Raw genomic sequence first — 26,787 nt, 5'->3', positions numbered from 1 at the left:
CCCGTGAGGCGCACGGAGCCGCGGCCCCCCCGCGTGCCGCCACGTCACGCACCGATCGTGGAGGGCTCGTAGCGCGTCACCCAGACCTTGAAGTGCAGCTCGCCGAAGATCAAACGAGGCGCCACGAGGCCTGCCTGGGCGAGGAGCGCGAAGACCTCGGCCTCCGAGGCCGGGACCCGCAACGACGCCATGGCCTTTCGTCGTAGCTCCGCCACCTCGGACGGCCGCGCGACCGCGAAGAACCGCCGCTCCTCGACGGCCATCAGCAGCGGATCGCTCCCAGCCCGACAGCCGATCACGAAGGGCGCCCCCGGCTTCAGCCGCCCGGCGATCTCCCGCAAGAGCTCCAGGCGAGCCTCATCCCCCGGGAGGTGGTGCAGGACGCCGATCATCTGGGCGCCGTCGAACAAGGGCCCGCGCGCGAGATCGCGCAGCTCGCAGGCATGCAGGCTCGTCCTCTCCAGGAGGCCTTCCGCCGCGAGCCGCTCACTCGCCACGGCGAGCATGTCCGCCGAGGGATCGACGCCCGTGAAACGAACGCCGGCCCCCGCGTAGCGCGCGAACGGCGTCACCTCGCTCCCGGTTCCGATGCCGACCATCAGCAGCGACGCGGCCTCCTTGTCGGGGAGCGCCGCGGCGATCACCTCGGCGACGATCTGGTGCATGGCGCCATAGGCCGCCCACATGCTTTGCACGAGGCCGTCGTAGCTCGATGCTCGCTCGCGATCGAATGTCACTGCGTGCTTTCCGTGCTCGTCCGTCTTCATCACGACTCCTTCGCTGACGGCCGCACGGACCGCCTGCAGCCAAGGAGTACCGCCCTTCGTGCAGCCCCGGCAGGGCGAGACTTTCGATCCGGTCGGCGGGGCTTTCGATCCGGTCGGCGGGGCCCTCTGTCGCGATCCCCCGAGCTTTCAGGCGCCTGGCGCAGGTCCCGCAGTCGAGGCTTGACATTTTGAATCGACTTGGATTTCCTTCCACTTCAGGGACACTTTGACGTCCAACTTTTTATCCGGACGACGCCGCGTCTCGTTCGAGCCGGTGCGCGTCGATCTGTAGATCTGGGAGCATGGATCTATTCCAAGTCTCGGCGGCGCTCCTCTCGCTCGCCGCGGTCTTCAGCTTCGTGAACCATCGGTTCCTGAAATTGCCGACCACGATCGGGTTGATGCTGATCGCGATGACGGCGTCCCTCGTCATGGTGGCCGTCGGAGAGCTGTTTCCGGCGGTGGAGGCCGAGGCGAGAGAGCACCTCTCGGGCGTCGACTTCAACAAGACGTTGATGCAGGGGATGCTCGGTTTCCTGCTGTTTGCCGCCGCGTTGCACGTCAACCTGGCGGAACTGAAGAAGCAGCGGCTCGTCATCGGCGTCCTGGCCACGGGGGGTGTGCTCATGTCCACCGTGCTCGTGGGCGGCATGACCTACGCCCTCATGACGATGATGGGCGTGCACATCCGGCCGGTCTACTGCTTGCTCTTCGGCGCGCTGATCTCCCCCACCGATCCCATCGCGGTGCTCGGGGTCCTCAAGCACGTGGGCGCGCCCAAGGAGCTCGAGATGAAGATCGCCGGGGAGTCGCTCTTCAACGACGGCGTGGCGGTGGTGGCGTTCATCGGGCTCCTGGAGATCGCTTCGGGGACGTCGGGCATCGATCCACAGAGGCTCTCGCTGCTGTTCCTGCAGGAGGCGATCGGCGGCGTGCTGTACGGCCTTGCGCTCGGCTTCGTGACGCTCGCCATGTTGCGGAAGGTCGACGACTACAAGGTCGAGGTCCTGATCTCGCTGGCGACCGCGGCGGGCGGCTACGCCCTGGCGTACGCCCTTCATGTCTCCGGCCCCATCGCCATGGTGGTGGCCGGGCTCTTCATCGGGAACGAGGCGCGCGCCGGCGCCATGAGCGAGAAGACCCGCGAGCACCTGGACGACTTCTGGGAGCTGATGGACGAGATCCTGAACGCGGTGCTGTTCGTCTTGATCGGCCTCGAGCTCCTGATCGTCGCCTTCGACACCCAGTCGCTGATCGCGGGGCTCCTCGCGTTTCCTGTCGTGTTGATCGCGCGATTCATCGCTGTCGCGCTGCCGGTGAGCCTCATGAGGAGGCGCAGGGTCTTCACCCCGGGGGCGATCCGCATCCTCACCTGGGGCGGCCTGCGCGGCGGCGTCTCGGTGGCCCTCGCGCTCTCCATCCCCGGAAAGCTCGCGGACGGCACGCTCGTTCATGAGCGTGAGATCCTGCTGACCATCACCTATGTCGTGGTGGTCGTCTCCATCGTGTTACAGGGCCTGACCATCGGCCCATTGCTACGCCGGACGATCGCCGCCGCCGCCGTCGAGCCGGAGGAGCGGCTCCCCGCAAAAACCGCCTGAACGACCTGGAGGCGGCGCTACCTCCATCCGGGCACGCAACGAGCTCGGACGACAGACACAGCGCTACCGCGGCACGCGCACCACACGACCGCCGTCGGCCTCGTCGACCGCGTAGACACAGGCGCCCTGCACCGCCACGGCCGCGGGGCGCGTCAGGCCCTCGGCGAGCACCTCGGGGTAGCCGGGGCAGCCCGCGGCCGGGCAGCGCAGGACCGTGCCCGCGCCGCGGTCCGCCCAGTACACGTCCGCGCCGTCGATCACGAGCGCCGCGGGCTCGCGCAGCGGCCGCGCCGGCTCGGTCTGCGGCGCGAGCGGCTCAGGGGCGCACGACTCCACGAGGTCGCAACGGGAGACGCCGGCCGCCGACCCGTCCGGGTGGGCCCAGGTCCAGAGCACGTCGGTGTCGCCGAGCGCGATCTGGTCCGGGAAATCCAGCAACACCGCGATCTGCGCCGCGAGGGTGCCCGGGGGAGCGCCCTTGTCGAGGCGGTGCACCCGGCCGAAGGCGGCGCCCGTGCCGTGCTGGACCCACACGACGTCGCCTGCGTCGCCCGGGGCGACCGCCACGCCGCGCGGGTGGGACTGGCTCGGCGCGAGCAGCTCCGGGGTCGCGCCGCAGCCCTCGGCGACGGGGCAGCGCAGCAGCTCGCCGGCGGTGCCGCTCGGCTCGTCGCGCGTCCAGTACACGTGCCGCCCGTCCGTCGCCAGGCCGCGCACGGCCTCGGCCTCGTCCGGCGCGAAGGCGAGGAGCGACGTCGCCCCCGCCGCGCAACCGTCGGCCGGGCACCGCCAGAGCCCGTCGGCGGCGACCCAGACGACGAGCCCGCCGGCGACCGCGAGCAGGCCCGGCGACGGCGTGAACGACACGAGGTCGTCCACCCCGCCCGTCGCGGGATCGAGGCGGCGGACGCGATCGCCCGCGCGGCTCGTCCACACCACGTGCGGCCCGACCGCGGCGATCGCGGCAGGACCGCCGGCCTCCTCGGCCGCGGCGACCACGCACGGGCCATCGCAGCCCGCCGGTGCGCAGCGACCCGGGTCGTCGGGGCCGGCGCCGCCCGTGGCCCCGCCGGTCAGGCCGTCGAGATCGATGTAACAGCCGGGCAGCAGCGCGAGGAGCGCCAGCGCGGCCCCCCGCTGCGCTGCGGTCGTCGAGCCGCCCCTCACCTCACCTCACCGCCCGCCCGCGACCCGACGCGTCCGGTTCGAGGACCGAGGTGCGGCTGCCACGGCCGCGCGTGTCGAACGTCCTGAGCTTGACGACGCCGCTCACCGCCACCGGCCCCTGATAGAGGGTCGAAGCGGCGTCGGGCTCGGCGCCGTCGGTCGTGTAGCGGATCTGGAGCCCCGGGAAAGCGACGTTCGCCACGAGCTGGCCACCCTCGATGCGCGCGCCCGGCAGCGGGAGCCGGTAGTCCACGCCGCCGCCCAGGTGGTCGAGCCGCGGCAGCTCGCGCTGCCCCAGGCTGTTGGCGAAGCGATTCCACGCCTCGGCGAGCAGGCTCGCGCGCGCCGCCCCGTCGTCCTCCGCCGCCCACGCCGGGTCCGGCGCCCAGGCCCGCTCCGCGAGGCCGAGCAGCTTCGGGAAGATCAGGTACTCCATCGCTCGCTGCCCCTTGGCGTTCTCGCCCCAGAGCTGCCCCTGGATGCCGAGGATGTTCGCCCGGCCTGCGTCGGTCAGCCTGACGTGGTCCCGGAACATCGCCGCCTGATCGATCGGATTGCCCATGCGATCCGCGTGGGCGCTCCTGTAGATGTCGAACGGCACGAACTCGTAGGGCTTCCGCGTGTCCACGAACCCGGCCCAGTAATACCCAGGCTCCGAAGGATCCTTGTCGTAGGCGAGGTCGAAATACAGGTTTGTGGCGTTGGAGAGGACCACCGGATAACCCGCGTTGGCGAGCTTGTAGCCGTTGTCCTCGTCCCCCCAGCCCCAGACGTTGTTCCAGACGTACGGCCTGAAATGGCTGCTCAGGAACTCGGGGTTGGCCTCCTTGTCGACGCCGCCCTCCGCCTGCACCTTGCTCAAGGCGATCTCCTCCCAGCCGCCGGTCACGAGGTCGTGGGACGAGAGGATCGCGCTGACCTTGCGGAGGAAATGGCTCGCCAGATCGTCCACGGAATCGACGCCTTCCTCCTGCGCCTCGGCGAGGAGCGCGCGGCACGAGGGGGACTGCTCCCAGACCCCCTCCGGCACCTCGTCGCCGCCCGTGTGGAAGGTGGTGAGCGGCGCGCCGGCCTCGGCGTACATGGCGACGATGTCGTCCACGACCACCTTCAGGAACCTGTAGGTCGACTCCCGGCAGGGATTCATCACGTTATCGTGCCACATCTGCACGGACATGTACTGGGACGCGTCCTCCAGATCGCCGAGCAGGAACTCCTCGGCCTTCGCGAGATCGCCGGCGGCCGCGAGCCTCGCATAACGCGACTCCATCGCCTTGACCGCCGCGCGGGCGTGGCCCGGCATGTCGATCGCGGGGATCACCTCGATGTGGCGCGCCCTGGCATGACGCAGGATCTCCACGAACTCGGCGCGGGTGTAATGGCCGCTGCCGTTCGACGCCGGAGAATCCGGGTCCGGACCGGAGCCGAACGAGGGGACGAGCTTGTCGCGGTCGTCCAGGGTATGGCCGCGCCGGGCGCCGACCTCGGTGAGCTCGGGCAAGCCGCTCACCTCGAGGCGGAACCCCTCGTCGTCGGTCAGGTGGAAATGAAACTTGTTCAGCTTGTAGAAGGCCATGACGTCGAGCAGCTTCAGCACGGCCTCCTTGCGCTGGAAGTTGCGCGCGACGTCGAGGTGCATGCCGCGGTACGCGAAGCGCGGGGCGTCCTCCACCGTCACCGCGCCGATCGCGAGCTCGGGCTGGGCGGCCCGGTAGGCCTCCACGGGCGCGAGGGCGCGCAGGCTCTGGATCCCATAGAACACACCGGCCGCGTCGCTGCCCACGATCTCGACGCCCTCCCCGGTGACCGTGAGGCGATAGGCCTCGTCGCCCGCCTGCTTCGGCTGGCCGCCGACGTCGAGCGCGCCCGTCGTCAACACGATCGCCGCCGTCCCCGCGGGCGGCGCGCCCTCGCGGACCTCCGGCGCGCCACCGAGGAGGACCCCGAGCGCCTCCGCCAGAAAGGCCGCCTCGCCCTGGAGCCCCGCGGCATGAACGACGGGCACGGCAGACGTCAACACAAGCTCTCCGGCGCCCGCCTCGAGGAGCACCGGCGAGGGCACGACCCTGTCGACGTCGCCCGCCGGGAGCAGGCGGACCGCCTGGTTCTCGTCATGGCGAGACGCCGCCGTCGGCACGGGCGTGATGTCGCCCGGGAAACGGTCCGTCTGCTTCTCCTCCAGGAACGGCTGGACGGTCTCGGAGCCAACCGCCTCCGGCGCAGAGGCCACGCCCTCGGCGTCCGTGAATACGAAGTAATAGCCCGCGGGGGCGTCCGTCTCCTTGATGGCCCAGTACGATCCATCGAAGGGAATGACGACGCTCTGCCCCGGCTCCACCGGCTGGAACGCCTCGGTCGGCTCCATCTTGAAGAAGTCGCCGTTGAGCTGGGTGACCTTCACCCCCGCCGGCAGGCTCTCGGGGAGGATCGCCCGGACGAAGTTGAAATAGAGCGTCCAGCCGCCGTTCCCGAGCGGGACCGTCCCATGGTTGGTGATCGTCAGCTCCGAGCCGAAGCTCACCGCGGGGTTCTTTGTGTTGTCCAGAACTCCCCAGCTCACGGCGAGATCGGCGCCCGACGGGCGCTGCTTCGCCGAGCCGCCCGCGCCGCCGTCCCCTCCGGTGCCGCCACCACCACCGCCGCCGCCGCCACCCTCATTGCCCGTGCTGGTGCTCATCGTGGTGCTCCCGGCGGACGAGGGCGTCCCGTCGCCGGCGCACCCTGCCACAAACAGGGCGGCGGTGAGCAGCCCAAATCGGAAAACAGGCCTTCTCATGACGCACTCCTACAGTGTTTTCGTGACCTTCTTGAGCCGCCTCGGCGCGTCGGGATCCAGCCCTCTGGCCTCGGCCAACGCAGCGGCGGCCAGATAGAACGCCTGGATCTGACAGAGCGGGTCGAGCAGCTCGTGGGGAGACGCGGGCACCACGAGATCCACCCCCGGCAGCCCGGCCGGACCGACGAGGATCACCTTCGCGCCCTGCCCCCGGAACTCCTCCGCCATGCTGGCGAGGCCGGCCTGCGCCGGGCCCCGCGGGGCGAAGATCAGGAGCGGGAACCGCTCGTCGATGAGGGCCATCGGCCCGTGCTGCACCTCGGCGACAGTGAACGCCTCGGCGTGGACGCCGCACGTCTCCTTGAACTTGAGGGCCGCCTCCAGCGCGATCGAGAAGCCCGGGCCCCGCCCGAGCACGAGCAGGCGCTCCTCGCCGGCCAGCGCGCCCACGAGCGGGCTCACGTCGCTCTCGCTCGCGGCAGACAGGGTGTCCGGCAGCGCCTTCAGCGCGTCGAGCAGGACGGCGTCCTCTCTCCAGCTCCCCACCACCCTGGCCATGGCGCTCAGGCTGGCGATGAAGCTCTTCGTGGCGGCGACGCTGCGCTCGAGACCGGCGCGCAGGGGGATCGTCGACCCGGCCGCCTGGGCGAGCGGCGAGCCGAGCTGGTTCACGAGGGCCGCCGTCACCGCGCCCGCGGCGCCGCACGCCGAGAGCGTGGTCACGACATCCGGGCTCTGCCCCGATTGCGACACAGCGACCGCCAGGCTGCCCGGGAGCCGCAGCGGCGCGCGGTAGAGGGTCACCACCGACGGAGGCAGGCTCGCGACCGGACAGCCGAGCTGCGTCATCACGAGGTAAGCGAGGTAGCCCGCGGCGTGATCCGAGCTGCCGCGGGCGATCGTGACCACGGACGGGGGAGGCGCCGCCCGCAGGCGGGCGCCCAGGTCGCGGTAGGCAGGCTCGTCCTGCGTGAGCTGCTGCGCCACGATCTCCGCGGCGGAGCGGGCCTCCTCGGCCATGATCGAGCTCGTTCGATTACTCAAGGGGCTCCCCTTCCACGAGGACCTGCCGCAGGGCGAGATCCTCGTCCAGGACCAGCAGATCGGCGAAGCAACCCGGCGCGACGCGCCCTCGATCCTCGAGGCCGAGGTGCTCGGCCGGAAACTGGCTGCACCGGCGCGACGCCTCCGGCACGGAGAGCCCGAGGCCGACAAGGTTCTTGAAGGCCTGGTGCATGGTCAGGCAGCTCCCTGCCAGGGTCCCGTCGGGGAGCCGCACGCTGTTCTGGCACTTCGTGACGGCGTGCGCGCCGAGCCGGTACGGCCCGTCCGGCATCCCCGAGGCCGCGGTGCCGTCGGTCACGGCGTAGAGCCGCGGGATGCAGCGCAGGGCGGCCCGGATGGCGCCCGGATGCACGTGGACGAGATCCGGGATCAGCTCGGCGAAGTCGCCGTGGGCCAGGGCCGCCCCGACCGCGCCGGGCTCGCGGTGGTGCAGCCCGTTCATCGCGTTGAAGAGGTGGGTGAAGCCGCTCGCCCCCGCCTCGAGGGCCGCCACGACCTCGTCGTAGCTGGACAGCGTGTGCCCGATCTGGACCCGCACCCCGAGGGCGCACAGGTCGCGGATGAGCGCCAGGTGGCCCGCGAGCTCCGGCGCAAGCGTGAGCACGCGGATCGGCGCCACGGCGTGGAGCGCGAGCGCGACGCCGAGGTCGCCGCCCACCACGCTCGGAGGCTGCGCGCCCAGCCGACCCGGGTTGAGGAACGGGCCCTCGAGGTGGACGCCGAGGACGCGCGCCTCGCCGCGGCGGCGCGCGTTCATGGCGGCCCGGATCGCGCGCAGGGCGGAGACGATCTCCGGAAGGGGCGCCGTCATCGTGGTGGCGAGCAGGCTGGTGGTCCCGGTCGTGGCGTGCGCGCGGGCCATCACCCGGGCCGCGTCCCCGCCCTCCATGACGTCCCGGCCGCCGCCGCCGTGCACGTGCAGATCGATGAAGCCGGGCAGGATCCGCGGCCCCCGGGCGGGCTCGGGGGCCGGCGCGCCCTCGATCTCCTGGATCCGCGCGTCGAAGCAAACGCGCCCGCGGAGCCAGCCGTCCGGCGTGAGGAGGTTGCCTTCCAGCTCCACGCCCGTCACCCCTCGAGCTTCCGCGCGAGCGCGGCGGCGTATTGCGGCGCTTCCGGGCCGACAAGCAAGTGGACAACCCGGTTCGGGAGGCGCATCACCCCCATCACGTCCGCGGCCTCCAGCGCCGCGTCGTCGACCGTGTCCACGTCGGCGAGCTCGACGCGCACGCGCCCGCTCGAGAACCCCTCCACGGACCGGACGTTGGCGGCGCCGCCGAGCGCGGCGAGCCAGCGCTCGATCTGCATTGCTGGCTGCGCCGCGGGCGCGCCGGGCTGCATTGCCGGCTGCGCCGCGGGCGCGCCGGGCTGCGGCGCCGCGGCCGGCGCGCCATCCCTGAGCTCCCGCATCTCCCGGGCGATCGACTCGGCCATGGGGCCGAGGATCACCTGCAGGCTGTCGGTCCCCGGGCGCACAACGCCCTTGGCGCCAAGCGCCTTCAGGTCCGCGTCCTTCACGCGATCGCGATCGACCATGACCAGCCGCAGGCGGGTGATGCAGGCGTCGATCTCGCGGAGGTTGCCGTGGCCGCCCAGCGCCCGCAGGAGCTGCCCGGCGAGCCCGCCGGCCTCGGCCCCCTCCCCCGGCGCGCCCTCGGACGGGACCGCGGAGGGCCCCGCCGCGGCCTCGCGACCCGGCGTGGCCAGGTTGAACCGCTCGATGAAGACGACGAAGAGGCCATAATAGACGACCGCGTAGACGAGGCCGACAGGCACGATCATCCAGCCCTTGGTCGAGAGGCCGTAGTTCAGCGTGTAGTCGATGAACCCGGCGGAGAAGCTGAAGCCGTGCCGCACGCCGAGCACGTCGAGCAGCGCCAGCGAGAGGCCGGTCAGCACGGCGTGGACCGCGTACAGCGCCGGCGCGAGGAACATGAACGCGAACTCGATGGGCTCGGTGATGCCGGTCAAGAAGGCGGTCAGCGCGGCCGAGAACATCACGCCGAAGGTGGCCTTGCGGTTCTCGGGGCGGGCGGTGCGATAGATCGCCAGGCACGCCGCCGGCAGGCCGAACATTATCACCGGGTAGAAGCCGGCCATGAACACGCCCGCCGAGGGATCGCCGGCGAAGTAGCGGTTCAGATCGCCGGTCGCGGCCCCCTTGGCGCCCGGGAATGAGCCGACAACGAACCACGCGAGGTTGTTGAGGATGTGGTGCAGCCCGGTCGGGATGAGCAGGCGGTTCAGGACGCCGAAGCTGAAGGCACCGATCGGCCCCGAGGCCACGACCCAGCCGCCCAGCGCGTCGATGCCGGCCTGGATGGGCGGCCAGACGAAGCCGAGGACGAGCGCGAGGGCGAGGCTCGCGCCGCCGGTGACGATGGGCACGAAGCGGCTGCCGCCGAAGAAGCCCAGGAAGGAGGGCAGCTTCGTGTCGCGGAAGCGGTTGTACATCGCCCCCGCGAGGACGCCGGCGAGGATGCCGGCGAGGACGCCCATCTTGACCTTCTCGTCGATGCTCTTCACCCCGTTCGTGATCACCAGGTAGGCGATCATCCCGGAGAGCCCGGCCACGCCGTTCATGTCGCGCGCGAGGCCGACCGCGATGCCCACGGCGAAGATCAGCGCCAGGTTGTCGAAGATGGCGCCGCCGGCCTGGGCGACGAACGCGATGTCCAGCACGTCGGGCTGCCCCAGCCGGAGCAGCAAGCCCGCGACCGGCAGCACCGCGATGGGCAACATCAGCGCCTTGCCGACGCGCTGCAGCTCGTTGAATCCTCTCATCCGAAGCTCCTTCTCCGTTGGGCGGGGCCGTTTTCGCGTCGCGCTGGCGGCCGGCCCCCGGCCTGCGTGCTGCGCGGGTGAGATCATCCGGATCGCGCGCCGGGCGAGAGCAGCGCCCGCACCTCGGCCGCGGTCCCCAGATCGAGCGCGGCCCTGGCGATCTCGCGGCACCTCGCGGCGTCGAGCTCGCGGATCCTCGCCTTCACCTCCGGGATCGCCTGGACGCTGACGCTCAGCTCGGTCACGCCGAGGCCGATCAGCACGGCCACGGCCTCGGGATCGCTCGCCACCGCGCCGCAGATCGCCACGTGGCGCTCGCGCTTCCTCGCGGCCTGCACGGTCGCGTCGATGAGCCGGAGCACCGCCGGGTGCAGCGCGTCCTGCCGGCCGGCGAGCCGCGGGTGCGTGCGGTCCATGGCCAGCGTGTACTGGGTGAGATCGTTCGTGCCGATCGAGAAGAAATCGACCTCCGCCGCGAACCGGTCGGCCTGGACCGCGACCGACGGCACCTCGACCATCACCCCGAGCTCCACCGGGGGCGATCCGGCGCGCCGGCGCTCCTCCTCGAGCACCTGCCTCGCCTCCTTGAGCTCCTCGAGGCTCGCGACCATGGGCAAGAGGACGCGGTGCCCGGCCGGGGCCCGGACCGCCAGGATGGCGCGGAGCTGGCTCCGCAGGATCGTCGGGTGGAGCGCGCCGATGCGCAGGCCGCGGATGCCGAGGAGCGGGTTGTCCTCCGCGGGCAAGGGCATGTACGAGAGCGGCTTGTCGCCGCCGACGTCGAGCGTGCGGATGACGAACGGGCGCTCGCCCAGCGCGTCGGCGATCTCCTGGTACGCGGCGGTCTGATCGGCCTCGGTCGGCGCGCTGTCGCGATCGAAGAACATCAGCTCGGTGCGCAGGAGGCCCACGCCCTCGGCCCCGAGCCGGACGGCCTTGCGGGCGTCGTCGGCGCTCGCGATGTTGGCCAGCACCGCGACGTGGACCCCGTCGCGGGTCACCGCGCGCTCCCCCGCGGCCGCCTCCTGCCGCTCGCGCAGCGCCTGGCGCGCGCCGAGCCGGCCGCGGTAGGCGTCGAGCTCGGCCGCGCTCGGGTGGAGCAGCAGCACCGCCTCGTCGGTGTCGAGCACGGCCGCCGCCCCCGCCTCGACGGCGAGCAGCGACGGCGAGGCGCCGACGAGGTACGGCACGCCGAGCGAGCGCGCCAGGATCGCGGCGTGCGAGGTGGTGCCGCCGAGCACGCTGACCAGGCCGGCGATCCGCTGGTCGGCGAGCCGCACGACCTCGGAGGGCGTCAGGCTCTCCGCGACGACGATGCTGCCGGCCGGCACGGCCTGGGCCTCGTCGACGCCGGCGAGGTGCCGCAGCGCGCGGCCGCCCACGTCGCGCAGATCGTTGGCGCGCGCGGCGAGCAGCGGGTTCGAGAGGCGAGCGAGCTCCCGGTACGACGACATCACCGCCTCGCGCCACGCGAACGCGGCCGACTTGCCCTCCACGATGGCGACCTCGGTGCGGGTGATCATCTCCGGATCGTCGAGCATCGCGAGGTGCGCGCTGAAGATCTGGGCCTGCTCGACGCGCTTGCCCGACGCGGCGACGAGCTGCTTCAGCTCCAGCCGGGTGTGCAGCAGCGCCTTCTGCAGGCGCGCGAGCTCCGCCTCCGTGTCGGTCGCGCCCTCGTCGACCGGGGCGGCGAGCGGGTCGATCGTGCAGATCGGTCCGATGGCGAGCCCCGGCGAGGCGCTCACGCCGTGGAGGTGCCGCGCGTCGTCGCTCGGGCGCGGCGCGGCGGCGGGGGCGGCGCGCCCGGGATCGGCCGGGGGCGATGGAGGACGCGCGGCGGAGAGATCCTCGCCCAGCCCGCTCCGGACGAGCTCGACGAGGCGGGCCACCGCCCGCGCCGCCTCGCTGCCGCTCGCGACGATGCGCAGCTCGGCGCCCGGGCCCGCGCCGAGCTTCATCAGCGCGCCGACGCTCTTCGCGTTGGCGTTGCGGCCGGCGAGCTCCACGCTGATGTCGGCGGCGAACGACTTGGCCTCGGTGGCGAGCACCGCGGCCGGACGCACGTGCAGCCCGTGCGGGTTGGGCACCACGACGAGGGCGGACGTGATCCCGACCGTGGCCCGCGGCGGCGGCCTGGACGCGCTCGTCTCCCCCGCGCTCGACGCGCGTGGCGCTTCCCCGCCGGCCCGCCGCCTGGGGCTCACCGTCATGAGGCGGCTCGCGCCGGCTTTGGCCACGCCGCTCGCGCGCTCGACGATGGCGCTCGTCTCGCCGCTCAGGACGATGATCTGCGTGAGCAGGCTGGGCGCGTTGCGGAGGAGGTGATCGGCGTCGAACTCGATGAGCGCCTGGCCGGCGGAGACCCTGTCTCCCTGGCTCACCCGTGCCCTGAACCCCTCGCCCTTCAGGCCGACGGTGTCGATGCCGACGTGGATCATGATCTCGACCCCGCCCGCGGCGCTCAGGGTGATGGCGTGCCGCGCCGCGTGGAGCTGGGTCACCGTCGCGTCGCACGGGGCGAGCAACGTCTGGGAGGTCGGATCGATCGAGATGCCGTCGCCGACGATCTTGTCGGCGAAGACCGCATCGGGAACCGACTCGATCGGCACGATGGGACCGGACAGCGGGGCGAGGAGCGTCAGCGGTTCGCTGGTGTGCATTTCGACCGCGATCCTATCCGGATGTGGCTCGACAGGTTCCTGGCCGAGGGGCTCGATGGTTCCATCCACGGATCCCGACAAGAGCAAGCGTCATGCCCTGCTCCGGGGCCGCCTGCTGCGGGAGGGAGGAAGCGAAGAAGAGCGCTGCGCCGGGCGATCTCCAGGGGATCGCCGGGAGGCCCCGGGGGGCGATCCGGGAGCTCTCCCGCGATCGGGAGGATCGCCCGGCGATCTCCCGGATCGCCCCCCGTGCGCGCCGGGATCGCCGGGCGCGATCACGGCGAGTGTCCTCCTCTGGGAGCGCAAAACGCGCTGAGGCGGCTCATTGACATCGATCATCGAGGTCATTGCCGCGAGCGGTACGCCGGTTGCTGATGAGGTTTGCAACGACCGGAAACCGGGACACTCAAGGAGATCTGCCATGAAGCATTATCCTCTCACGACCCTGCCGCTCTTTGCTGTGATGGCTCTGGCCGCGTGCGGCGGCCTCGATGGCGACGACGTGGGGCGCATCGGCCCGGATGGAGCAGAGATCGAGGAGACGGAGCAAGCCGCCCTCGCCGCTGCCTGGGCGCCGTACACCGCGTATGCCGTGAACTCCGAGGTGACCTACGGCGGCGTCACGTACAGTTGCATTCAGGGGCACACCTCCCTTCCGGGCTGGGAGCCGCCGATCGTCCCGGCGCTGTGGCGGGTGGTCAGCGGCAGCGGCACCAGCACCAGCAGCTCCACCAGCTCCAGCACGAGCGGTGCAGGCGGCAGCGGCGGCTCAGGCGGCAGCGGCGGCTCAGGCGGCAGCGGCGGAGCCGGCGGCTCGGGCGGCAGCGGCGGAGCCGGCGGCTCCGGCGGCGAGGGAGGCAGCGGCGGCGCGGGCGACGGCAAGAAGGTGATTGGCTACTTCGCGGAGTGGGGCATCTACGGCCGCAACTACCACGTCAAGAACATCGACACGAGCGGTTCGGCCGCCAAGCTCACGCACATCAACTACGCCTTTGGCAACGTGGTGGGCAACCGGTGTGCGCTCGGCGACACCTATGCCGATTACGACAAGGCCTACAGCGCCGCCGACAGCGTCGACGGCGTCGCCGACACCTGGGACACCGGCGCGCTCCGCGGCAGCTTCAACCAGCTCCGCAAGCTGAAGCGCAAGCACCCGCACCTCAAGGTGATGATCTCGCTCGGCGGCTGGACCTGGTCCGCCGGCTTCTCCGACGCCGCGCTGCCCGCGAACCGCGCCTCGTTCGTCTCTTCGTGTGTCGATCTCTTCATCAAGGATCCCCGCTGGGGCGGCGTGTTCGACGGCATCGACGTCGACTGGGAGTACCCGGCCGCCTGCGGCAGCACCTGCAACCAGCGCCCCGAGGACACCCAGAACTTCACGGCGCTGCTCGCCGAGTTCCGCAGCCAGCTCAACGCGGTGCGCCCCGGGCTGCAGCTCACCATCGCGGCGCCCGCCGGACTCGACAAGATCGAGAAGATCCAGGTCGGCGCGATCCACCGGCACCTCGATTTCATCAACCTGATGACGTACGACATGCACGGGGCGTGGGAGCGCACGACGAACTTCCACTCGCCGCTCTACAACTCCGCCTCGAACCCCGCGAAGGCCCTGAAGTACAGCACCGACGAGGCGGTCTCGGCCTGGCTGAACGGCGGGACGCCGGCGAGCAAGCTGGTCGTCGGGGTGCCCTTCTACGGCCGCGGCTGGACCGGGGTCACGAGCGCGAGCCAGGGGGTGTGGCAGTCGGCCGCCGGCGCCGCCCCGGGCACGTACGAGGCGGGCATCGAGGACTACAAGATCCTGAAGGCCAAGGGGCACCCCGGCTACACCCACCCGGACACGAAGGCGTTCTACACCTTCAATGGAACCGAGTTCTGGAGCTACGACACCCCGGCGTCGCTCGGGGTCAAGATGCGTTACATCAAGGACAAGGGGCTGGGCGGCGCGATGTTCTGGGAGCTGAGCGGCGACACGACGAACGGCGAGCTCATCGCGGCGGTGAAGAGCGGCCTGCGGTGACGTCCTGAAGGACCGAGGGGCGAGCTGGTGACTAGTACAGCGTTCCCTAAGTTCCTCCCGGGTTATCGCGGCCAGAAAGCCTCATGCTTTCGCGCAGATATGACGTCTCGGACCCCCGGGACGAACTTAGGGAACGAAGTACTAGGACACCGATCACGTTGAAACCCGGAGAATTTTCACAGGGAGGCGGGGAGGCGGGGAGGAAGAAAAAAAATGAATCTCTCCCTCCCGCCGTCTCTCGCTCCCCGCCTCCCCGCCTCCCTGTGAAATTCATGCTTTTTCTCGGGGTTTCAACCCGTTTGTCGCTCTAGCTAGAGCTTGGCTCGCGCGGCGAGCAACGCCGCCCGGCGGTCGGCAACAACCTTTGCCGTCTGCTCGCGCACGAGGGCGACCAGCTCGGCCGGTGCCCTGTCGGGCGACCCCGCCGCGAAAGGCGGCTGCGGATCATACTCGGTGTAGAGCTGGATGCGTTGGGCCACCTCTGGCCCGGCCAGCTCCGCCACGAGCGTGAGCGCGAAGTCGATCCCCGCCGTGACACCGCCGCCCGTGATCACGTTGCCATCGCGCACGACCCGGGCGTTCTCAACCTGCACGCCCAGCTCGGCCAGCAGCGGGCGGAACGCCCAGTGGCACGTGGCGCGCTTGCCGTCGAGCAAACCGGCGGCCGCGAGCAAGAGCGACCCGGTGCAGACGGACGTGACGTAACGCGCGTCTTGCCCCAGGCGCCGCACGGCGGCGATGAGCTCGGCGTCAGCGAGCGCTTCCGTCATCCCCGACCCGCCCGGCACGCAGATCACGTCGGCAATGGCCACCTCGTCGAGCCGCGATAGGCCCGCAAACTCGAGGCCGCTGTCCGCTTTCAGGGTGCCCCCGTCGCGCGAGGCGACCACCACACGCGCGCCGGGCAGGCGCTTCAGCATCTCGAAGGGCCCGGTGAAGTCGAGCTGTGTGATACCCGGAAACAATACGAATACAATCGTCAGTGGATTCGTCATCGAGCACCTCCTCGCACGTCAGCCGAAGCCATTGATTGCAGGCAAGCTGAGCCGACGGAAAGGGCAAAAGGCGCCCGCGCCTCGGCTGCGGCCCGTCGCGTGCTCAGTGGGGAAGGAGAAAGGGAAAGCAAAACGATTCGAAGATGTCAAGGGAGAATCACCGCGCTCACCTCAAATGGCAGAAGGTTCCATACGCGATCCGCCTTCCTCCTGGAAAAGTGACGCTGTATCAATGACTTGGCCATGCATCGAAGGGACCGCGGTCACTCCACAGCCTGCGGGCAGATCGCGCAGTCGGGGCTTGTCATGTCCGAGCTGCTTTGGATTTCCTTCTCCCCGGCGCGGCGCCCGCCCCTACCTCGTTCCCCAGGCGCTCGACGAGGAGTTCCACAAACGCGCGCACCTTGGTGGGCTGGTGGAGGTGGTGAGGGAAGACGACGAAGATCGATATCTCTTGCCCGACATGGCTCAAGAGCACAGGCTGGAGCCGGCCGGCTGCAAGATCCGCTGCGACGGCGAAGTACGGCAGCATCGCGAGGCCGAGCCCGTCCACGAGCGCTTGCCTGAGCACGACGACATTATCCACGACCAGATTGCCCCTGACCGGCACGGCGAGCGTCTCCGCGCCGGACTCGAAGACCCACTCGCCCGACTGCCCCGAGAGACGGATGCAGTTGTGCCTGACGAGATCGCCGGGCACCTGCGGCGCGCCGTGGCGCGCGAGGTAGCCGGGCGAGGCATAGACCATACGACGGTAAGACCCGATCTTGCGCGCGACACGCGCCTCATCGAGCTGCCGCGCAAAGCGCACCACGACGTCGAAGCCCCCGCCGACGACATCCACGAGGCGGTCGGAGAGGGAGAGATCGAGGCGCACCTGCGGGCAGCGCGCCGCGAAGTCGCCTAGCAAGGGCGCGATCTTCAGTATGCCGAACGAGATGGGCGCCGACACGCGCAAGAGCCCCTCGGGGACCCGGCTCACCCCGTGCATCGCGGACGCGGCCTCGTCGGCGGCCGTGAGGATACGCTCGCAGCTCTCGTAGAGCCGTAGGCCGTCCTCGGTGAGCGCGAGGCGCCGCGTCGAGCGGTGGAGCAGCCGTACGCCGAGCCGCTCCTCGAGCGCCGCGAGCCGCGCGCTGACGACCGACTTCGAGAGCCCGAGCACGCTCGCCGCGCCCGTGAAGGACTTGCGCTCCACCACGCGCGCAAAGATCGCCATCGAGAGGAGATCGTCCAGGGAGGTGGTCAGCATTGTCCTCTGGGCAGAACAGTTTAACCGGCCTAGGACTCTACCGCAACGACGAAAGCCGCGTCATGTTCAGGCCGTCCACAGCTCGCGGCGCTACCGACTGTCGCGGGCACCGGCGAGCCCTTGCGGCGCAAGGGCAGAAGCTCGTTCGCGCGGGCACGACCTTTCACGGTCCTTACACGTCCCACCGAGCGGCGGCAGCCGCCCTGATAGTAAAGACACTTTACCTAAGGAATTCTCATGAAATTGACCATGGTACTCTCCCGCTCGATCCTCCTGACGGCGCTGGGGCTCAGCGCATCTCTCGTCGCCTGCGGCGGAGACAACACCACAAGCAGCAGCAGCAGCAACGGTGGCGGCGGCGACAGCGTCTCGACGCCAGAGCTCAATCTTCTCGCCGAGCTCGATGCAGCGAAGTCCCAGCTCCCCGAGGGGCTCTGGGTCGCCGCCGACAGCAAGACGGCGTATATGAGCTATGCCCTGACCGGCGAGATCGTCGCCGTCTCGCTCGCTGACAACAAGGTGTCTGCCTTCGCCACCGTGCCGGCGCCGCCCGCGAACACGGGCTTCGTCACCGGCATCACCCAGTCTGCCGCCGGCGATCTCTACGTGGCCGCCGCGTCACTCAATCCGGCCTCGTACGCGCCCGGCATCTACAAGATCCCGGCGGCGGGCGGTCCGGTGACCACTGCCTTCGCCACCGACGCGGCCATGAACCTGCCCAATGGGCTCGTCTTCGACGAGGATGGCAACCTCTTCGTCACGGACTCGGCCCTGGGCGCGATCTTCAAGATAAGCCCCGACGGCAAGACGGTGACCAACTGGCTCACCGATCCTTTGCTCAAGGGGGACATCGCTGCGACGAACCCCTGCAAGACGGTCCTCGGCGTCCCGTTTGGCGCCAACGGCCTCGCGCTTTCGCACAGCGCCTTCTACGTGGCCAATACGGACAAGGCGGCGCTCATCAAGGTCCCGATCAAGGCCGACGGGACACCGGACGTCGCGGTCGAGTTCTCCACGTCGGATCCGGCGACATGCCTGCCGCTCCAGGGCGCCGACGGCATCACCGTAGACGCCGACGGGAGCATCCTTGTCGCGGGCAACGGGGGCAACGCGCTCGTCCGGGTCGGGACAGACGGCAAAGCGACCGTGCTCGCCATAGGCGGCTTGCTCGATGGGCCCGCGAGCGTCGCGCTCGCGACGTTGGGCTCGGAAAAGCACGCCCTCCTCACCAACTTCGGGCTTATCACGCTGCTGGCGATGAAGACCCCGAAGGTGGGCCTGCTCTCCTACGGCCCGCTCCCGTGATTGTCGCGAGCGGCGTTTCTCGGGCGACATCTGAAACGCCGATCCCGGTGTGATGGATGATCATGGTCGCACTCCTTTGCGCTTAACGCTCAATCACCTTGAAACTGGGCTTGTGGGTGGCGAAGAAGAGGCCCGGCAACACAAGCGCCGCGCCGAGCCAGTGGTAGAGGGCAAACGCCTCGCCGAGGAGCAGCCAGGCCATCACGGCGGTATAGACCGGCGACATGTAGAGCAGCAGGCCGGTGCGGCTCGGGCCGAGATGCTGGGTGATGTAGCCGTAGGTGGCGTAGGCGGCGACGCCCGGCACCAGGACCAGGGTCAGCACGGCGGCGACGGTGCGCAGGTCGAAAACCGGCGGACCGCGGGTGGCCAGCTCCCAGCCGAGCAGCGGCAGCAGAACGATCACCCCGGCCAGCGCGATCGCGGTGAGCCGCGCGCTGACCCCCAGCGGAGCGGGCCAGCGCTTCAGCAGCACGGTGTACAGCGCCCAGGAGATCGCGGCGACGAGGATGACAAGGTCGCCGGTGCTGAAGCTGAGCGCCAGCAGCGCCGCCGGGTCGCCGCGCAGCACGATGACCAGCACACCGGTCAGCGCCAGCCCGGCGCCCAGGCCCTGGCGCCGGCTGAGGCGCTCTCCGAACATGGCCCGCGACAGCAGGAGGATGATCACCGGCGACGCGGCGTAAATCAGGCCGATATTTGTGGCCGTGGTGCTGGCGGCGCCGTAGTAGACGCCGGCGCCGCAGATGCCCATGCCCAGCAGGCCGAGCAGGGCATACCGGGCCCAGTCGCGCCGCAGCGAAGCGCGGCCGCGCCACAGCTCGCGGCCGCAGAAGGGCAGCAGCACCAGCACGACGCCCAGCCAGCGCAGCTCCGCCAGCGCCACCGGCGGAATGAAATCCGCCGTGGCGCGCGCCAGCACCATGTTGGCCGTGAACAGCGCCGGGGTGACGAACAGCAGGACCTGGGCGATGCGCTGGTCGCGGGACTCGGCGAGGCCGAGCGGGGTGGAAGAAGCCATCGGCGGCGGACATTAGGCAGGATCCGCTGCCATGGCCAGAGCTTGCCCCTGACGCCGCCGTGCCGTCAGCCCATGCCCTGCGCCCCTCTCCCGAGCAGCTCGCCGGCCTGCTGGCGCCGGGCTGGCGCCGGGAAGCTCGGCCGCTCCCGCGCGGCCCATCGAGATCGAGCGGCCTTCGAGCTCGAGGGCGTGAGCTTCGGCCTCACTTCCAGTTGACGGTGGCCCATCCGTGGGCAGGAATGCTGAACTGGAGCTTCTTGCTCGCCACGCCGAGGACGGTCGTCTTCTCTGCATTGCCGGAATTGTAAAGAATCGTGACGAGGGTGCCGTCAGGGTTCTTGAAGGCCAGCGCATCGCCGCCGGTCGTGCCGACGCGCACCGCGCCGGGATCGACGTATCCGGAGACGTGGCGAAAGACGTGGTAGGCGGGAGTCACGTTCAGCGTGCTCGTCCCCGTGTTCACGATAAGAAGCGCGTTCTGGGGCCACGGCCGCTGCGAGTCCAGGTTCTTCCCCGCCGTGTCCAGCACCATGTTCCAGGCGCTGTACGAGGTCACCCCTGCCTGGATCCAGTCGCGGATGAGCTTCCAGCTCTCCTCGGCGTAGGCGTGATCGTTCGGCGGCATATTCGCGTTGAACGGCGGCATGCCCGCAGGGTTCCAGGGGTAGTTGCCGCACTTATGCTCCGTTTGCACGATCGGCAAGTTGCGCGACCGCAAACCGGAGACGCTGCTCAACATGTTCCACTGCAGCCCGAAGCCCTTGACGTACTTCATCGCGGTGGAATCGCCGGTCACGGCGCTGAGGATCGTCCCGTCTTTCCCGCTGTCGGCGTTGGACATCGTGCCGACATAGATCTGGGTCGTGAGCCCTCGTTCGTCGAACGTCGGCCCGAGGTAGGTGCCGATGAACTTGGCCATGAGCGGCCCCGTCCACAGGCAGCTCGGGTACCTCGTCTCGTAGTTCGGCTCGTTCTGAGGGTGAACCGCCTCGATGGTGATGCCCTCGTCGGCGTACGCCTCCACGAACTTCGCGAAGTACAGGGCATACGCCTCCAGGACGCTCGCGTCGTCCTTCATGCGGCCGCCATCCATCGCGCCGTTGCTCTTCATCCAGGTGGGGGGCGTCCAGGGGCTGGCCCAGAGGTGGAGGTCGGGCCTCACGGCGAGCGCCGCCTTGATGTACGGAATCAACCTCTCCCTGTCCCGAGCGACGGAGAAGCTCGCCATCGTCGTATCGTTCGGCGTCTCGTTGAGGGTATAGCGATCCATCGCATAGTCGCTGGCCCCGATCGGGATGCGTCCGTAGGCGAACGCCGCGCCCTCGTGCGTGTCGAAGAGCAGCTGGATGGCTCGCCTCCTCTCGGCATCGCCGAGCATCGAGAGCACGTGCCATCCCGCCTCGTTGAAGGTGCCGCCGAAGCCGTCCCATTGCTGGTACGTCGTCGCGTCGTTGACGGTCACGTCGGCATTGCCGCTCGTCACCTCCGTCGGCGCCCCTGTCTTCCAGTAGTCGTTCGGCCCGGAAGTGACCAACACGGGCTCGATCACGGGGGGCCCGCCTCCGGTCGACGAGCCGCCGGCGCCGCCGCCTCCGGTCGGATCGCCGCCGGCACCGCCCGAGCCGGTCGAACCGGTCGAACCGCCCCCCCCTGTTCCGTCCGAGCCCGTCGAGCCGCCCGAGTCGGTTGACCCGCCCGCTCCCGCCCCCGCCCCCGAGCCGCCCGCCCCCGCCCCCGAGCCGCCCGAGCCCTCAGGTTTTGTCGTGCTGTTCGAGGAACCGCACGCCACGAAGAAAAACGCGAGCAATACGCCGGTCGTCGAACCTCGTGCCCAGTTCATCGCTGAAATCCTCAATCGTAGGGGTGCGGACCCGTGGCGGTGCCCGAAGCAGGCGCCCGCTCGCGGGCGTCTTATATGCCCGAGAGGCCCCGCGGTGATCCGCGCAGAGCCACGTTTCCTCACAGTGCCATTCGCGCGAGCCCCGCGGGACGCGGCGCGTCAAGCAGGCGACGTCGCCGAGCGTCGCCGAGCGTCGCCTCCGTCGCGAAATGCCAGTGTCAGCCGACAGGTCCTGGCCTCCTCCGTCCGCCGCCACGCACGCTCACGCGACCCGCCTCGCGCTGATTTCTGTACATCGCACTGGTGAGCCATGTTAGCTTTCCAGGTCATGGTCGCCGCTCTCTGGGCGCTGACCATCCAATCCCATCGCCGAGCCGGCGCCGGGAGGCTCGGACCGCTCATCGCCCTGAACGTGCCGCGCGGCGCCGCGAGGCACAGGTCCAACCTGCCTGCGCGTCGCGCGCGAGCCGGAGGTGTCCATGACCGCGATGCGACAGATGCGTATTCTCTATTTTGCCCCTCGCGCCTGCTGGCCGCTCGACACAGGCGCCAAGCTACGCAACTGGCATTTTGTCCGGCAGCTGTCGCGCTTTGCGCGGGTCACTTACCTGAGCTTCGCCGACGACGGCGCCGTCAGGAACGGGCGAGCGCGGATGGGCGGCGCCGGCCCCGCTCCTCAATCGATGAACGATATCGCGCAGATCACCGACCAGGTGCTGACGCTGACCCAGGAGCGGCCGAACTCCCTGGGCAAGATCCTGCGCGGGGCCGTGGGGCAGCTGCCGCTCGTCGTCCTCAATTACACGACGGACGCAATGCGCCAGGAGCTTGCGCGCGTCCTCGACGCAGGCCGGTTCGACGCCGTGCAGGTCGAGAGCGTCCATCTCGCCGGTTATCTGCCCTTGCTGCGCGCGGCGCGCAATCGACCGCTGCTCCTCTGCGACTGGCACAACATCGAGTCGGAGGTGCTCTCTCGTTACAGCAAGCACGCGCCCGATCCCCTCCGCGGGCTCGCGGCGTTCGCGCTGGCCTCGCAGCTCGCCGGCTTCGAGCGCAAGGTGCTGGAGCAGTTCGACGCGCACCTCACGGTCAGCGAGCGGGATCGCGCGAAGCTCCTCGCGCTCCGCCCCGGACTGCGCGCCTTCGCCGTCGACAACGGCGTCCACGTCGACGCCTTCCCCGCGGGCGCGGGCGGCTCCGAGCCGCGCCGCCGCATCGTCTTCGTCGGCTCGATGGATTACCGCCCGAACGCGCAGGCCATCGTCGCCTTTGCGCGCGACGTCTGGCCCGCCATCCACGCCGCGCGGCCCGCGTGGCGCCTCACCGTGGTCGGCAGGAGCCCCGGGCCGGAGGTGCGCGCGCTCGGCGCGCTGCCCGGCGTGGAGGTGACCGGGACCGTGCCCGATGTGCGGCCCTACTATGCCGACGCGCTCGCGTCGGTGGTGCCGCTGCGCATCGGGGGCGGGTCGCGGCTGAAGATCCTGGAGGCGCTCGCGGCCGGCGTGCCCGTCGTCTCCACGCAGCTCGGCGCGGAGGGGCTCGCGCTGCGCGACCGCGAGCACGCGATCATCACCCGGACCGTCGAGGAGATCCGCGGCGCGCTCCTCGAGCTCGACGCGGATCCGGCGCTGCGGGCGCGCCTGGCCGCGGCCGGCCGGGCGCTCGTCCAGAGCCGATACGACTGGCGCGTGGTGGGCGACACGCTCGCCCGCATCTACAAGCAGCTGATCGAGCAGCGCCGCGGCGCCCCCGCAGCGCCCATGCCCGGGAGCCTCGCCACGCCGCCCAGCTGACCCGCTCTCCCCGGGAGATCTGCCGCGCTCCGCGGCGGCGCGGGCGCCGTCCGCCGCCCGCTCAAGCCACCGGGGCGCCGGTCACCGCGGCGAACGCCTCGAGCCACGCGTCGGCCTGCCGCTCCGCCGTGAACTGCGACAGGAGCCGCGCCTTGGCCCGGGTCGCCCGCGCCCCCGCCTCCTCCGGCCGCCCGAGCGCGTCGAGCAGCGCCCGCGCCAGCGCGTCCGGCTGCCCGGGCGGGACGAGCCACCCGGTCTCGCCGTCCAGCACGAGCTCCGGCACGCCGCCGACGGCGCTCGCGACGACCGGCGTCCCGTACGCGAACGCCTCCAGCACCACGTTCGGCAGCCCCTCGGTGCGCGACGGCAGCGCCAGCACGTCCAGCGCCCCGATGAGCTGCGCGCCATCCCGGCGCAGGCCGAGCAGCCGCGCGCGCTCGCCGAGCCCGCGCGCCGCCAGTTCCTCCCGCACCACGGCCTCGTCCGGCCCGTCGCCCACCAGCACGAGCGCGGCCTGCGCGTCCGCGCGCGCCACCGCCGCGAACGCCTCCACGAGCGAGCGCTGCCCCTTCTCGGGGCTGATCCGCCCCACCGCGCCGATGAGCCGCGCCGACGCGCCGAGCCCGAGCTCCGCCAGCAGCTGCGCGCGGGGGACGGGGGGCGGCATCCGATCCACGTCGATCGCGTTGGGCACCCGGAAGATCCGCGCCTCGCTCACCCCGCACGCCCGCACCGGCGCGCGCTGCGCCTCCGACACGACAACGACCCCGTCGTGCCAGCGCAGCGTCCGTCGATCGGCCCACTCGAAGAGCCGCACCTTCAGGTCCTCGCCCGTCCACCCGCGCGCCACGGCCAGCACCCGCGGCGCGCCGCGCCCGCGCAGCCCGAGCGCCAGGAGGTCCGCCTTGTAGCTCACCGTGCAGACAACGTCGGGCCGGAGCCGCGCCGCGATCGCGCGGAGCCGGCGCGCCCCCTCGAGCAGGTCGTAGCCCCGCTCCATCGCGAGCGGCTCGGCCTCGAACCCCTCGGCGCGCGCCCCCACGACGAGCGGGTTGTCCGCGACCTTCGCCTGCCGGTGCGGGATCACGGCGAACGAGACGTCGCACGCGCCGCGATCGCGCAGGATCCTCGCCGATTGCACGGTCTGCCGCTCCGGGCCGCCCCAGAAGCGACAGGGCATCAGGTGGAGGATCCGGAGCCGCCGCAGAGCCCCCGCTTTACATGATCGCCGCGCGCGCCGCACCCGATTTCCCCGGCGCCGCGGCGCCATGGTACGACCGCGGCAGGCGGGCCCCATGCGGAAGATCAGCGTGTGCACGGTGGTCATCAACCTCGACGTCGGGGGCCTCGAGAAGGTCGCTGTCAGCCTCCTGAACGGCCTCGATCGCGCCCGCTTCGACCCGTCGCTCGTCTGCCTGGACGCCCCCGGCAAGCTCTTCGATCAGGTCGACCTCCCGCCCGAGCGCCGCCTCGTCCTGCGGCGCCGCCCGCGGCTGAACCTCGGCTTCGCCCGCGTGGATCCCGAGCTGCCCCTCGCGATCCGCGGCTTTCTCCGCAGCGTCCGGGCCGACGTCGTGCACGTCCACAACTTCGCCCCGCTCATCTTCGGCGGCTTCTCGTCGCGCCTGCTCCTGCCGCGCCCCCGCGTCGTCTACTCGGAGCACAACGAGATCAACAGCGCGAGCCCCCGCTCGCTGCGCAAGTTCAGGTACTACGTGCGCCTCGCCGACGCGGTCATCGCGGTCTCGGACGATCTGGCGACCAAGCTCCGGCGCGATCTCGGCGTCCAGCGGCCCATCCACGTGATCCGCAACGGCATCGACGGTGCGCGCGTCCGCGCCGGGCGCGGCGACCGCCTCCGCGCCGAGCTGCGGCTGCCCGAGGGCGCCCGCGTGCTCGGCACGGTCGCGGTGCTGTCGCGCCAGAAGGGCATCGACGTCCTGCTCGACGCCGCCGGCGAGGTCCTCGCGCGCGACCCGCGCGTCCACTTGGTGATCGCCGGAGACGGGGCGGCCCGGCCCGACCTCGAGGCCCGGCGCGCCGGTATGGCGGCGCGGGAGCGCGTGCACTTCCTCGGGCTGCGCAGCGACGTGCCCGACGTGATGGCGAGCCTCGACGCCTATGTCCTCTCGTCCCGCTGGGAGGGGCTCCCGCTCGCGGTCCTCGAGGCCATGGCCGCCGGAAAGCCGATCGTCGCGACCCGCGTCGGCGGCGTCCCGGAGGCGATCGAGGACGGCGCGAGCGGCTACCTCGTCGCCCCCGAGGAGCCCCGGGCGCTCGCCGCTCGGCTCCTCGCGCTGCTGTCCGATCCGGCGGCCGCCGCCGCGATGGGCGCGCGCAACGCGCAGGCGTTCGACGCGCGCTTCAGCCTCGGGGCGATGCTCGCCGCCCACGAGCGGCTGTTCACCGAGATCGCGCCCGCGCGGTAGCGTGGGGCGATCCCGGAGATCGCCCCACCGATGCTGGCCGAGCCATCTCCGCCCGGGGGGGTGATCCCGCGGATCCACCCTTCATCGCGCTGCATCGCAAGGATCCGCTGAGCCGGTGCTCCGAGAGCGCACGGGCCCCGTTCGCCGGCGGCATGCATCCTGCTTTGTTCGCGAGCTGCGGGACGGCGGTGGATCTGGAGCTCGCGGAGACCAGGCGCTCCACCGCGTCCATCATCCTTCAACTTTCAACCTTTGCGGTTCGAATGAATCGCATTCGCTTCGAGGGAGACATCATGATCCGGAACCCTGCAAGCGGCTGTGTCTTTCTGCTGGTGGCGTGCGGACTGCTGGTGGGCGCCTGCGGAGCCCCCGACGAGGGGAGCCCGATTGAAAGCGCGCAGAGCGATGCGGAGCCCGTCATCGTATCGAATGTGACGGACGGCACGTACATTCTACGAGCGGTCCATGCCAGCAAGTGTCTCGACGTCTCGGGCGCCAGCAAGGCCGACGGCGCCAGGGTGCAGCAGTGGTCCTGCAACGGGACGGGCGCGCAGCTGTTCCGGTTCAGCTCGGTTGGAGGCGGCCATTTCAGCATCACCAACGTCAACAGCGGCAAGGCGGTCGAGATCGCCGACGGGAGCACCTCGGAGAACGCGCAGGTCGTGCAGCGGCAGCACCACGGCGGGCAGAATCAGCGGTTTTCCTTCGTGAACCGGGGCGGCAACGAGTTCAGCATCCACGCGGCCCACACCGGCATGGCCCTCGACGTCACCTGGGGGCGCGCCGCTGACGGGACGTCGGTCGTCCAGTACCCGTATCACGGCACGAGCAACCAGCGCTGGACCCTGGACAAGGTGAGCGGCGGTGACACCGCGGGCGACGGCGGCGCGGGCGGGACGTGGCGCACGGCCACCTTGACGTGGTTCGAGTCGTACCCCGACCCTGGCAGCGAGGAGTGCATCGAGTACAACGGATGCACGTGGGCAGGTCAGTTCGCGGCCCTCGACGGCCAGCAGCCCGAGAGCTGGGTCAGGGCGAACAACATCGCCGCTGTGCACTCCAAGGACTTCGCGGCGTACAGGCTCAAGACCCTGCGCCTTCGCAAGAATGGCAGGGAGATCGACGTCAAGGTGTACGATATGTGCGCCGACTCCGATTGCAGCGGATGCTGCACCCAGAACGCCCGGCCGTCGGGGAACCTGATCGACCTCGAGAAGCACACGGCGGAGCGGTTCGGCGTGCCAGCCGAAGGCCAGGTGGAGTGGAGGTGCCTCGACTGCGACTGAGGGCCGTGGCTCAGGCGCCGTGA

The 26,787-nt window shown here is 70.7% G+C and carries 18 protein-coding genes; 6 read left to right on the top strand and 12 right to left on the bottom strand.

Annotated features, from left to right (window positions below; all coding sequences use genetic code 11):
* Positions 1-44 precede the first annotated feature (44 nt).
* On the bottom strand, positions 45-767 hold the full coding sequence (locus WMF36_RS13675) for an SAM-dependent methyltransferase (RefSeq protein WP_437580033.1): 723 nt from the start codon (positions 765-767) through the stop codon (positions 45-47).
* A gap of 302 nt (positions 768-1,069) precedes the next feature.
* Between WMF36_RS13675 and WMF36_RS13670 the strand changes: the two genes are divergently transcribed.
* A complete protein-coding gene (locus WMF36_RS13670) occupies positions 1,070-2,368 on the top strand; it encodes a cation:proton antiporter (protein ID WP_437580032.1) in 1,299 nt (432 codons plus the stop codon).
* A 63-nt stretch (positions 2,369-2,431) separates the two neighbouring features.
* Here WMF36_RS13670 and WMF36_RS13665 read toward each other — a convergent pair whose 3' ends face one another.
* The 6 genes from WMF36_RS13665 to ptsP form a co-directional block, all read right to left on the bottom strand.
* Entirely contained in the window at positions 2,432-3,535 is a 1,104-nt protein-coding gene (locus WMF36_RS13665; protein WP_437580031.1) for a hypothetical protein, read from the bottom strand.
* Between the two features lies 1 nt (position 3,536).
* Positions 3,537-6,311 carry a family 20 glycosylhydrolase gene (locus WMF36_RS13660; protein WP_437580030.1) on the bottom strand — a complete coding sequence of 925 codons (2,775 nt, stop codon included), beginning with the start codon at positions 6,309-6,311 and terminating at the stop codon, positions 3,537-3,539.
* 9 nt (positions 6,312-6,320) lie between these two features.
* Positions 6,321-7,331: an SIS domain-containing protein gene (locus WMF36_RS13655; RefSeq protein WP_437581906.1), complete on the bottom strand. Its 1,011-nt coding sequence runs from the start codon at positions 7,329-7,331 to the stop codon at positions 6,321-6,323.
* 16 nt (positions 7,332-7,347) lie between these two features.
* Complete coding sequence (nagA, locus tag WMF36_RS13650) at positions 7,348-8,448, bottom strand: N-acetylglucosamine-6-phosphate deacetylase (protein WP_437580029.1); 1,101 nt, start codon at positions 8,446-8,448, stop codon at positions 7,348-7,350.
* Positions 8,445-10,160 carry an N-acetylglucosamine-specific PTS transporter subunit IIBC gene (gene nagE / locus WMF36_RS13645; protein ID WP_437580028.1) on the bottom strand — a complete coding sequence of 572 codons (1,716 nt, stop codon included), beginning with the start codon at positions 10,158-10,160 and terminating at the stop codon, positions 8,445-8,447. Before nagE ends, nagA begins: the two co-directional genes overlap by 4 nt.
* 83 nt (positions 10,161-10,243) lie before the next feature.
* The gene (gene ptsP / locus WMF36_RS13640) at positions 10,244-12,823 is read right to left on the bottom strand and encodes a phosphoenolpyruvate--protein phosphotransferase (RefSeq protein ID WP_437580027.1); all 2,580 of its coding nucleotides are present in this window, start codon (positions 12,821-12,823) and stop codon (positions 10,244-10,246) included.
* 421 nt (positions 12,824-13,244) lie between these two features.
* On the opposite strand from ptsP, the gene WMF36_RS13635 reads away from it, so the two are divergent.
* A complete protein-coding gene (locus tag WMF36_RS13635; protein WP_437580026.1) occupies positions 13,245-14,843 on the top strand; it encodes a glycosyl hydrolase family 18 protein in 1,599 nt (532 codons plus the stop codon).
* Positions 14,844-15,154: 311 nt separating this feature from the next.
* Here the strand turns inward: WMF36_RS13635 and WMF36_RS13630 are convergent, their stop codons facing one another.
* Both WMF36_RS13630 and WMF36_RS13625 read right to left on the bottom strand, forming a co-directional pair.
* Positions 15,155-15,838, bottom strand: a complete 684-nt coding sequence (locus tag WMF36_RS13630; protein WP_437580025.1) for a DJ-1/PfpI family protein — start codon at positions 15,836-15,838, stop codon at positions 15,155-15,157.
* A 304-nt stretch (positions 15,839-16,142) separates the two neighbouring features.
* Positions 16,143-17,090 carry a LysR family transcriptional regulator gene (locus tag WMF36_RS13625; RefSeq protein ID WP_437580024.1) on the bottom strand — a complete coding sequence of 316 codons (948 nt, stop codon included), beginning with the start codon at positions 17,088-17,090 and terminating at the stop codon, positions 16,143-16,145.
* Between the two features lie 237 nt (positions 17,091-17,327).
* Between WMF36_RS13625 and WMF36_RS13620 the strand changes: the two genes are divergently transcribed.
* A complete protein-coding gene (locus WMF36_RS13620; protein ID WP_437580023.1) occupies positions 17,328-18,395 on the top strand; it encodes an SMP-30/gluconolactonase/LRE family protein in 1,068 nt (355 codons plus the stop codon).
* An 82-nt stretch (positions 18,396-18,477) separates the two neighbouring features.
* On the opposite strand, the gene WMF36_RS13615 is transcribed toward WMF36_RS13620, so the two are convergent.
* Positions 18,478-19,416, bottom strand: coding sequence for a DMT family transporter (locus WMF36_RS13615; protein ID WP_437580022.1), 939 nt, complete (start codon positions 19,414-19,416; stop codon positions 18,478-18,480).
* Between the two features lie 202 nt (positions 19,417-19,618).
* Positions 19,619-20,953: a glycoside hydrolase family 30 protein gene (locus WMF36_RS13610; RefSeq protein ID WP_437580021.1), complete on the bottom strand. Its 1,335-nt coding sequence runs from the start codon at positions 20,951-20,953 to the stop codon at positions 19,619-19,621.
* Positions 20,954-21,735: 782 nt separating this feature from the next.
* On the opposite strand from WMF36_RS13610, the gene WMF36_RS13605 reads away from it, so the two are divergent.
* The gene (locus WMF36_RS13605; RefSeq protein ID WP_437580020.1) at positions 21,736-23,049 is read left to right on the top strand and encodes a glycosyltransferase family 4 protein; all 1,314 of its coding nucleotides are present in this window, start codon (positions 21,736-21,738) and stop codon (positions 23,047-23,049) included.
* Positions 23,050-23,110: 61 nt separating this feature from the next.
* Here WMF36_RS13605 and WMF36_RS13600 read toward each other — a convergent pair whose 3' ends face one another.
* Positions 23,111-24,229, bottom strand: coding sequence for a glycosyltransferase (locus WMF36_RS13600; protein WP_437580019.1), 1,119 nt, complete (start codon positions 24,227-24,229; stop codon positions 23,111-23,113).
* Between the two features lie 115 nt (positions 24,230-24,344).
* Here WMF36_RS13600 and WMF36_RS13595 point away from each other — a divergent pair, with 115 nt between their 5' ends.
* Positions 24,345-25,478, top strand: coding sequence for a glycosyltransferase (locus tag WMF36_RS13595; protein ID WP_437580018.1), 1,134 nt, complete (start codon positions 24,345-24,347; stop codon positions 25,476-25,478).
* Positions 25,479-25,771: 293 nt separating this feature from the next.
* Positions 25,772-26,764, top strand: coding sequence for an RICIN domain-containing protein (locus tag WMF36_RS13590; protein ID WP_437580017.1), 993 nt, complete (start codon positions 25,772-25,774; stop codon positions 26,762-26,764).
* The last annotated feature ends 23 nt before the right edge of the window (positions 26,765-26,787 follow it).

Source organism: Sorangium sp. So ce887 (assembly GCF_051521455.1).
GTDB lineage: Bacteria > Myxococcota_A > Polyangia > Polyangiales > Polyangiaceae > Sorangium.
The sequence above is the reverse complement of the archived record's forward strand: the minus strand, read 5'-3'. Positions and strand labels throughout refer to the sequence as shown.

Coding starts and splice junctions, on each gene's coding strand:
- WMF36_RS13605 (WP_437580020.1), top strand. CDS start 21,736: ATGACCGCGATGCGACAGATGCGTATTCTCTATTTTGCCCCTCGCGCC.
- ptsP (WP_437580027.1), bottom strand. CDS start 12,823: ATGCACACCAGCGAACCGCTGACGCTCCTCGCCCCGCTGTCCGGTCCC.
- WMF36_RS13620 (WP_437580023.1), top strand. CDS start 17,328: ATGAAATTGACCATGGTACTCTCCCGCTCGATCCTCCTGACGGCGCTG.
- WMF36_RS13600 (WP_437580019.1), bottom strand. CDS start 24,229: ATGCCCTGTCGCTTCTGGGGCGGCCCGGAGCGGCAGACCGTGCAATCG.
- WMF36_RS13660 (WP_437580030.1), bottom strand. CDS start 6,311: ATGAGAAGGCCTGTTTTCCGATTTGGGCTGCTCACCGCCGCCCTGTTT.
- WMF36_RS13625 (WP_437580024.1), bottom strand. CDS start 17,090: ATGCTGACCACCTCCCTGGACGATCTCCTCTCGATGGCGATCTTTGCG.
- WMF36_RS13595 (WP_437580018.1), top strand. CDS start 24,345: ATGCGGAAGATCAGCGTGTGCACGGTGGTCATCAACCTCGACGTCGGG.
- WMF36_RS13635 (WP_437580026.1), top strand. CDS start 13,245: ATGAAGCATTATCCTCTCACGACCCTGCCGCTCTTTGCTGTGATGGCT.
- WMF36_RS13590 (WP_437580017.1), top strand. CDS start 25,772: ATGATCCGGAACCCTGCAAGCGGCTGTGTCTTTCTGCTGGTGGCGTGC.
- WMF36_RS13630 (WP_437580025.1), bottom strand. CDS start 15,838: ATGACGAATCCACTGACGATTGTATTCGTATTGTTTCCGGGTATCACA.
- WMF36_RS13615 (WP_437580022.1), bottom strand. CDS start 19,416: ATGGCTTCTTCCACCCCGCTCGGCCTCGCCGAGTCCCGCGACCAGCGC.
- nagE (WP_437580028.1), bottom strand. CDS start 10,160: ATGAGAGGATTCAACGAGCTGCAGCGCGTCGGCAAGGCGCTGATGTTG.
- WMF36_RS13670 (WP_437580032.1), top strand. CDS start 1,070: ATGGATCTATTCCAAGTCTCGGCGGCGCTCCTCTCGCTCGCCGCGGTC.
- WMF36_RS13675 (WP_437580033.1), bottom strand. CDS start 767: ATGAAGACGGACGAGCACGGAAAGCACGCAGTGACATTCGATCGCGAG.
- WMF36_RS13655 (WP_437581906.1), bottom strand. CDS start 7,331: ATGGCCGAGGAGGCCCGCTCCGCCGCGGAGATCGTGGCGCAGCAGCTC.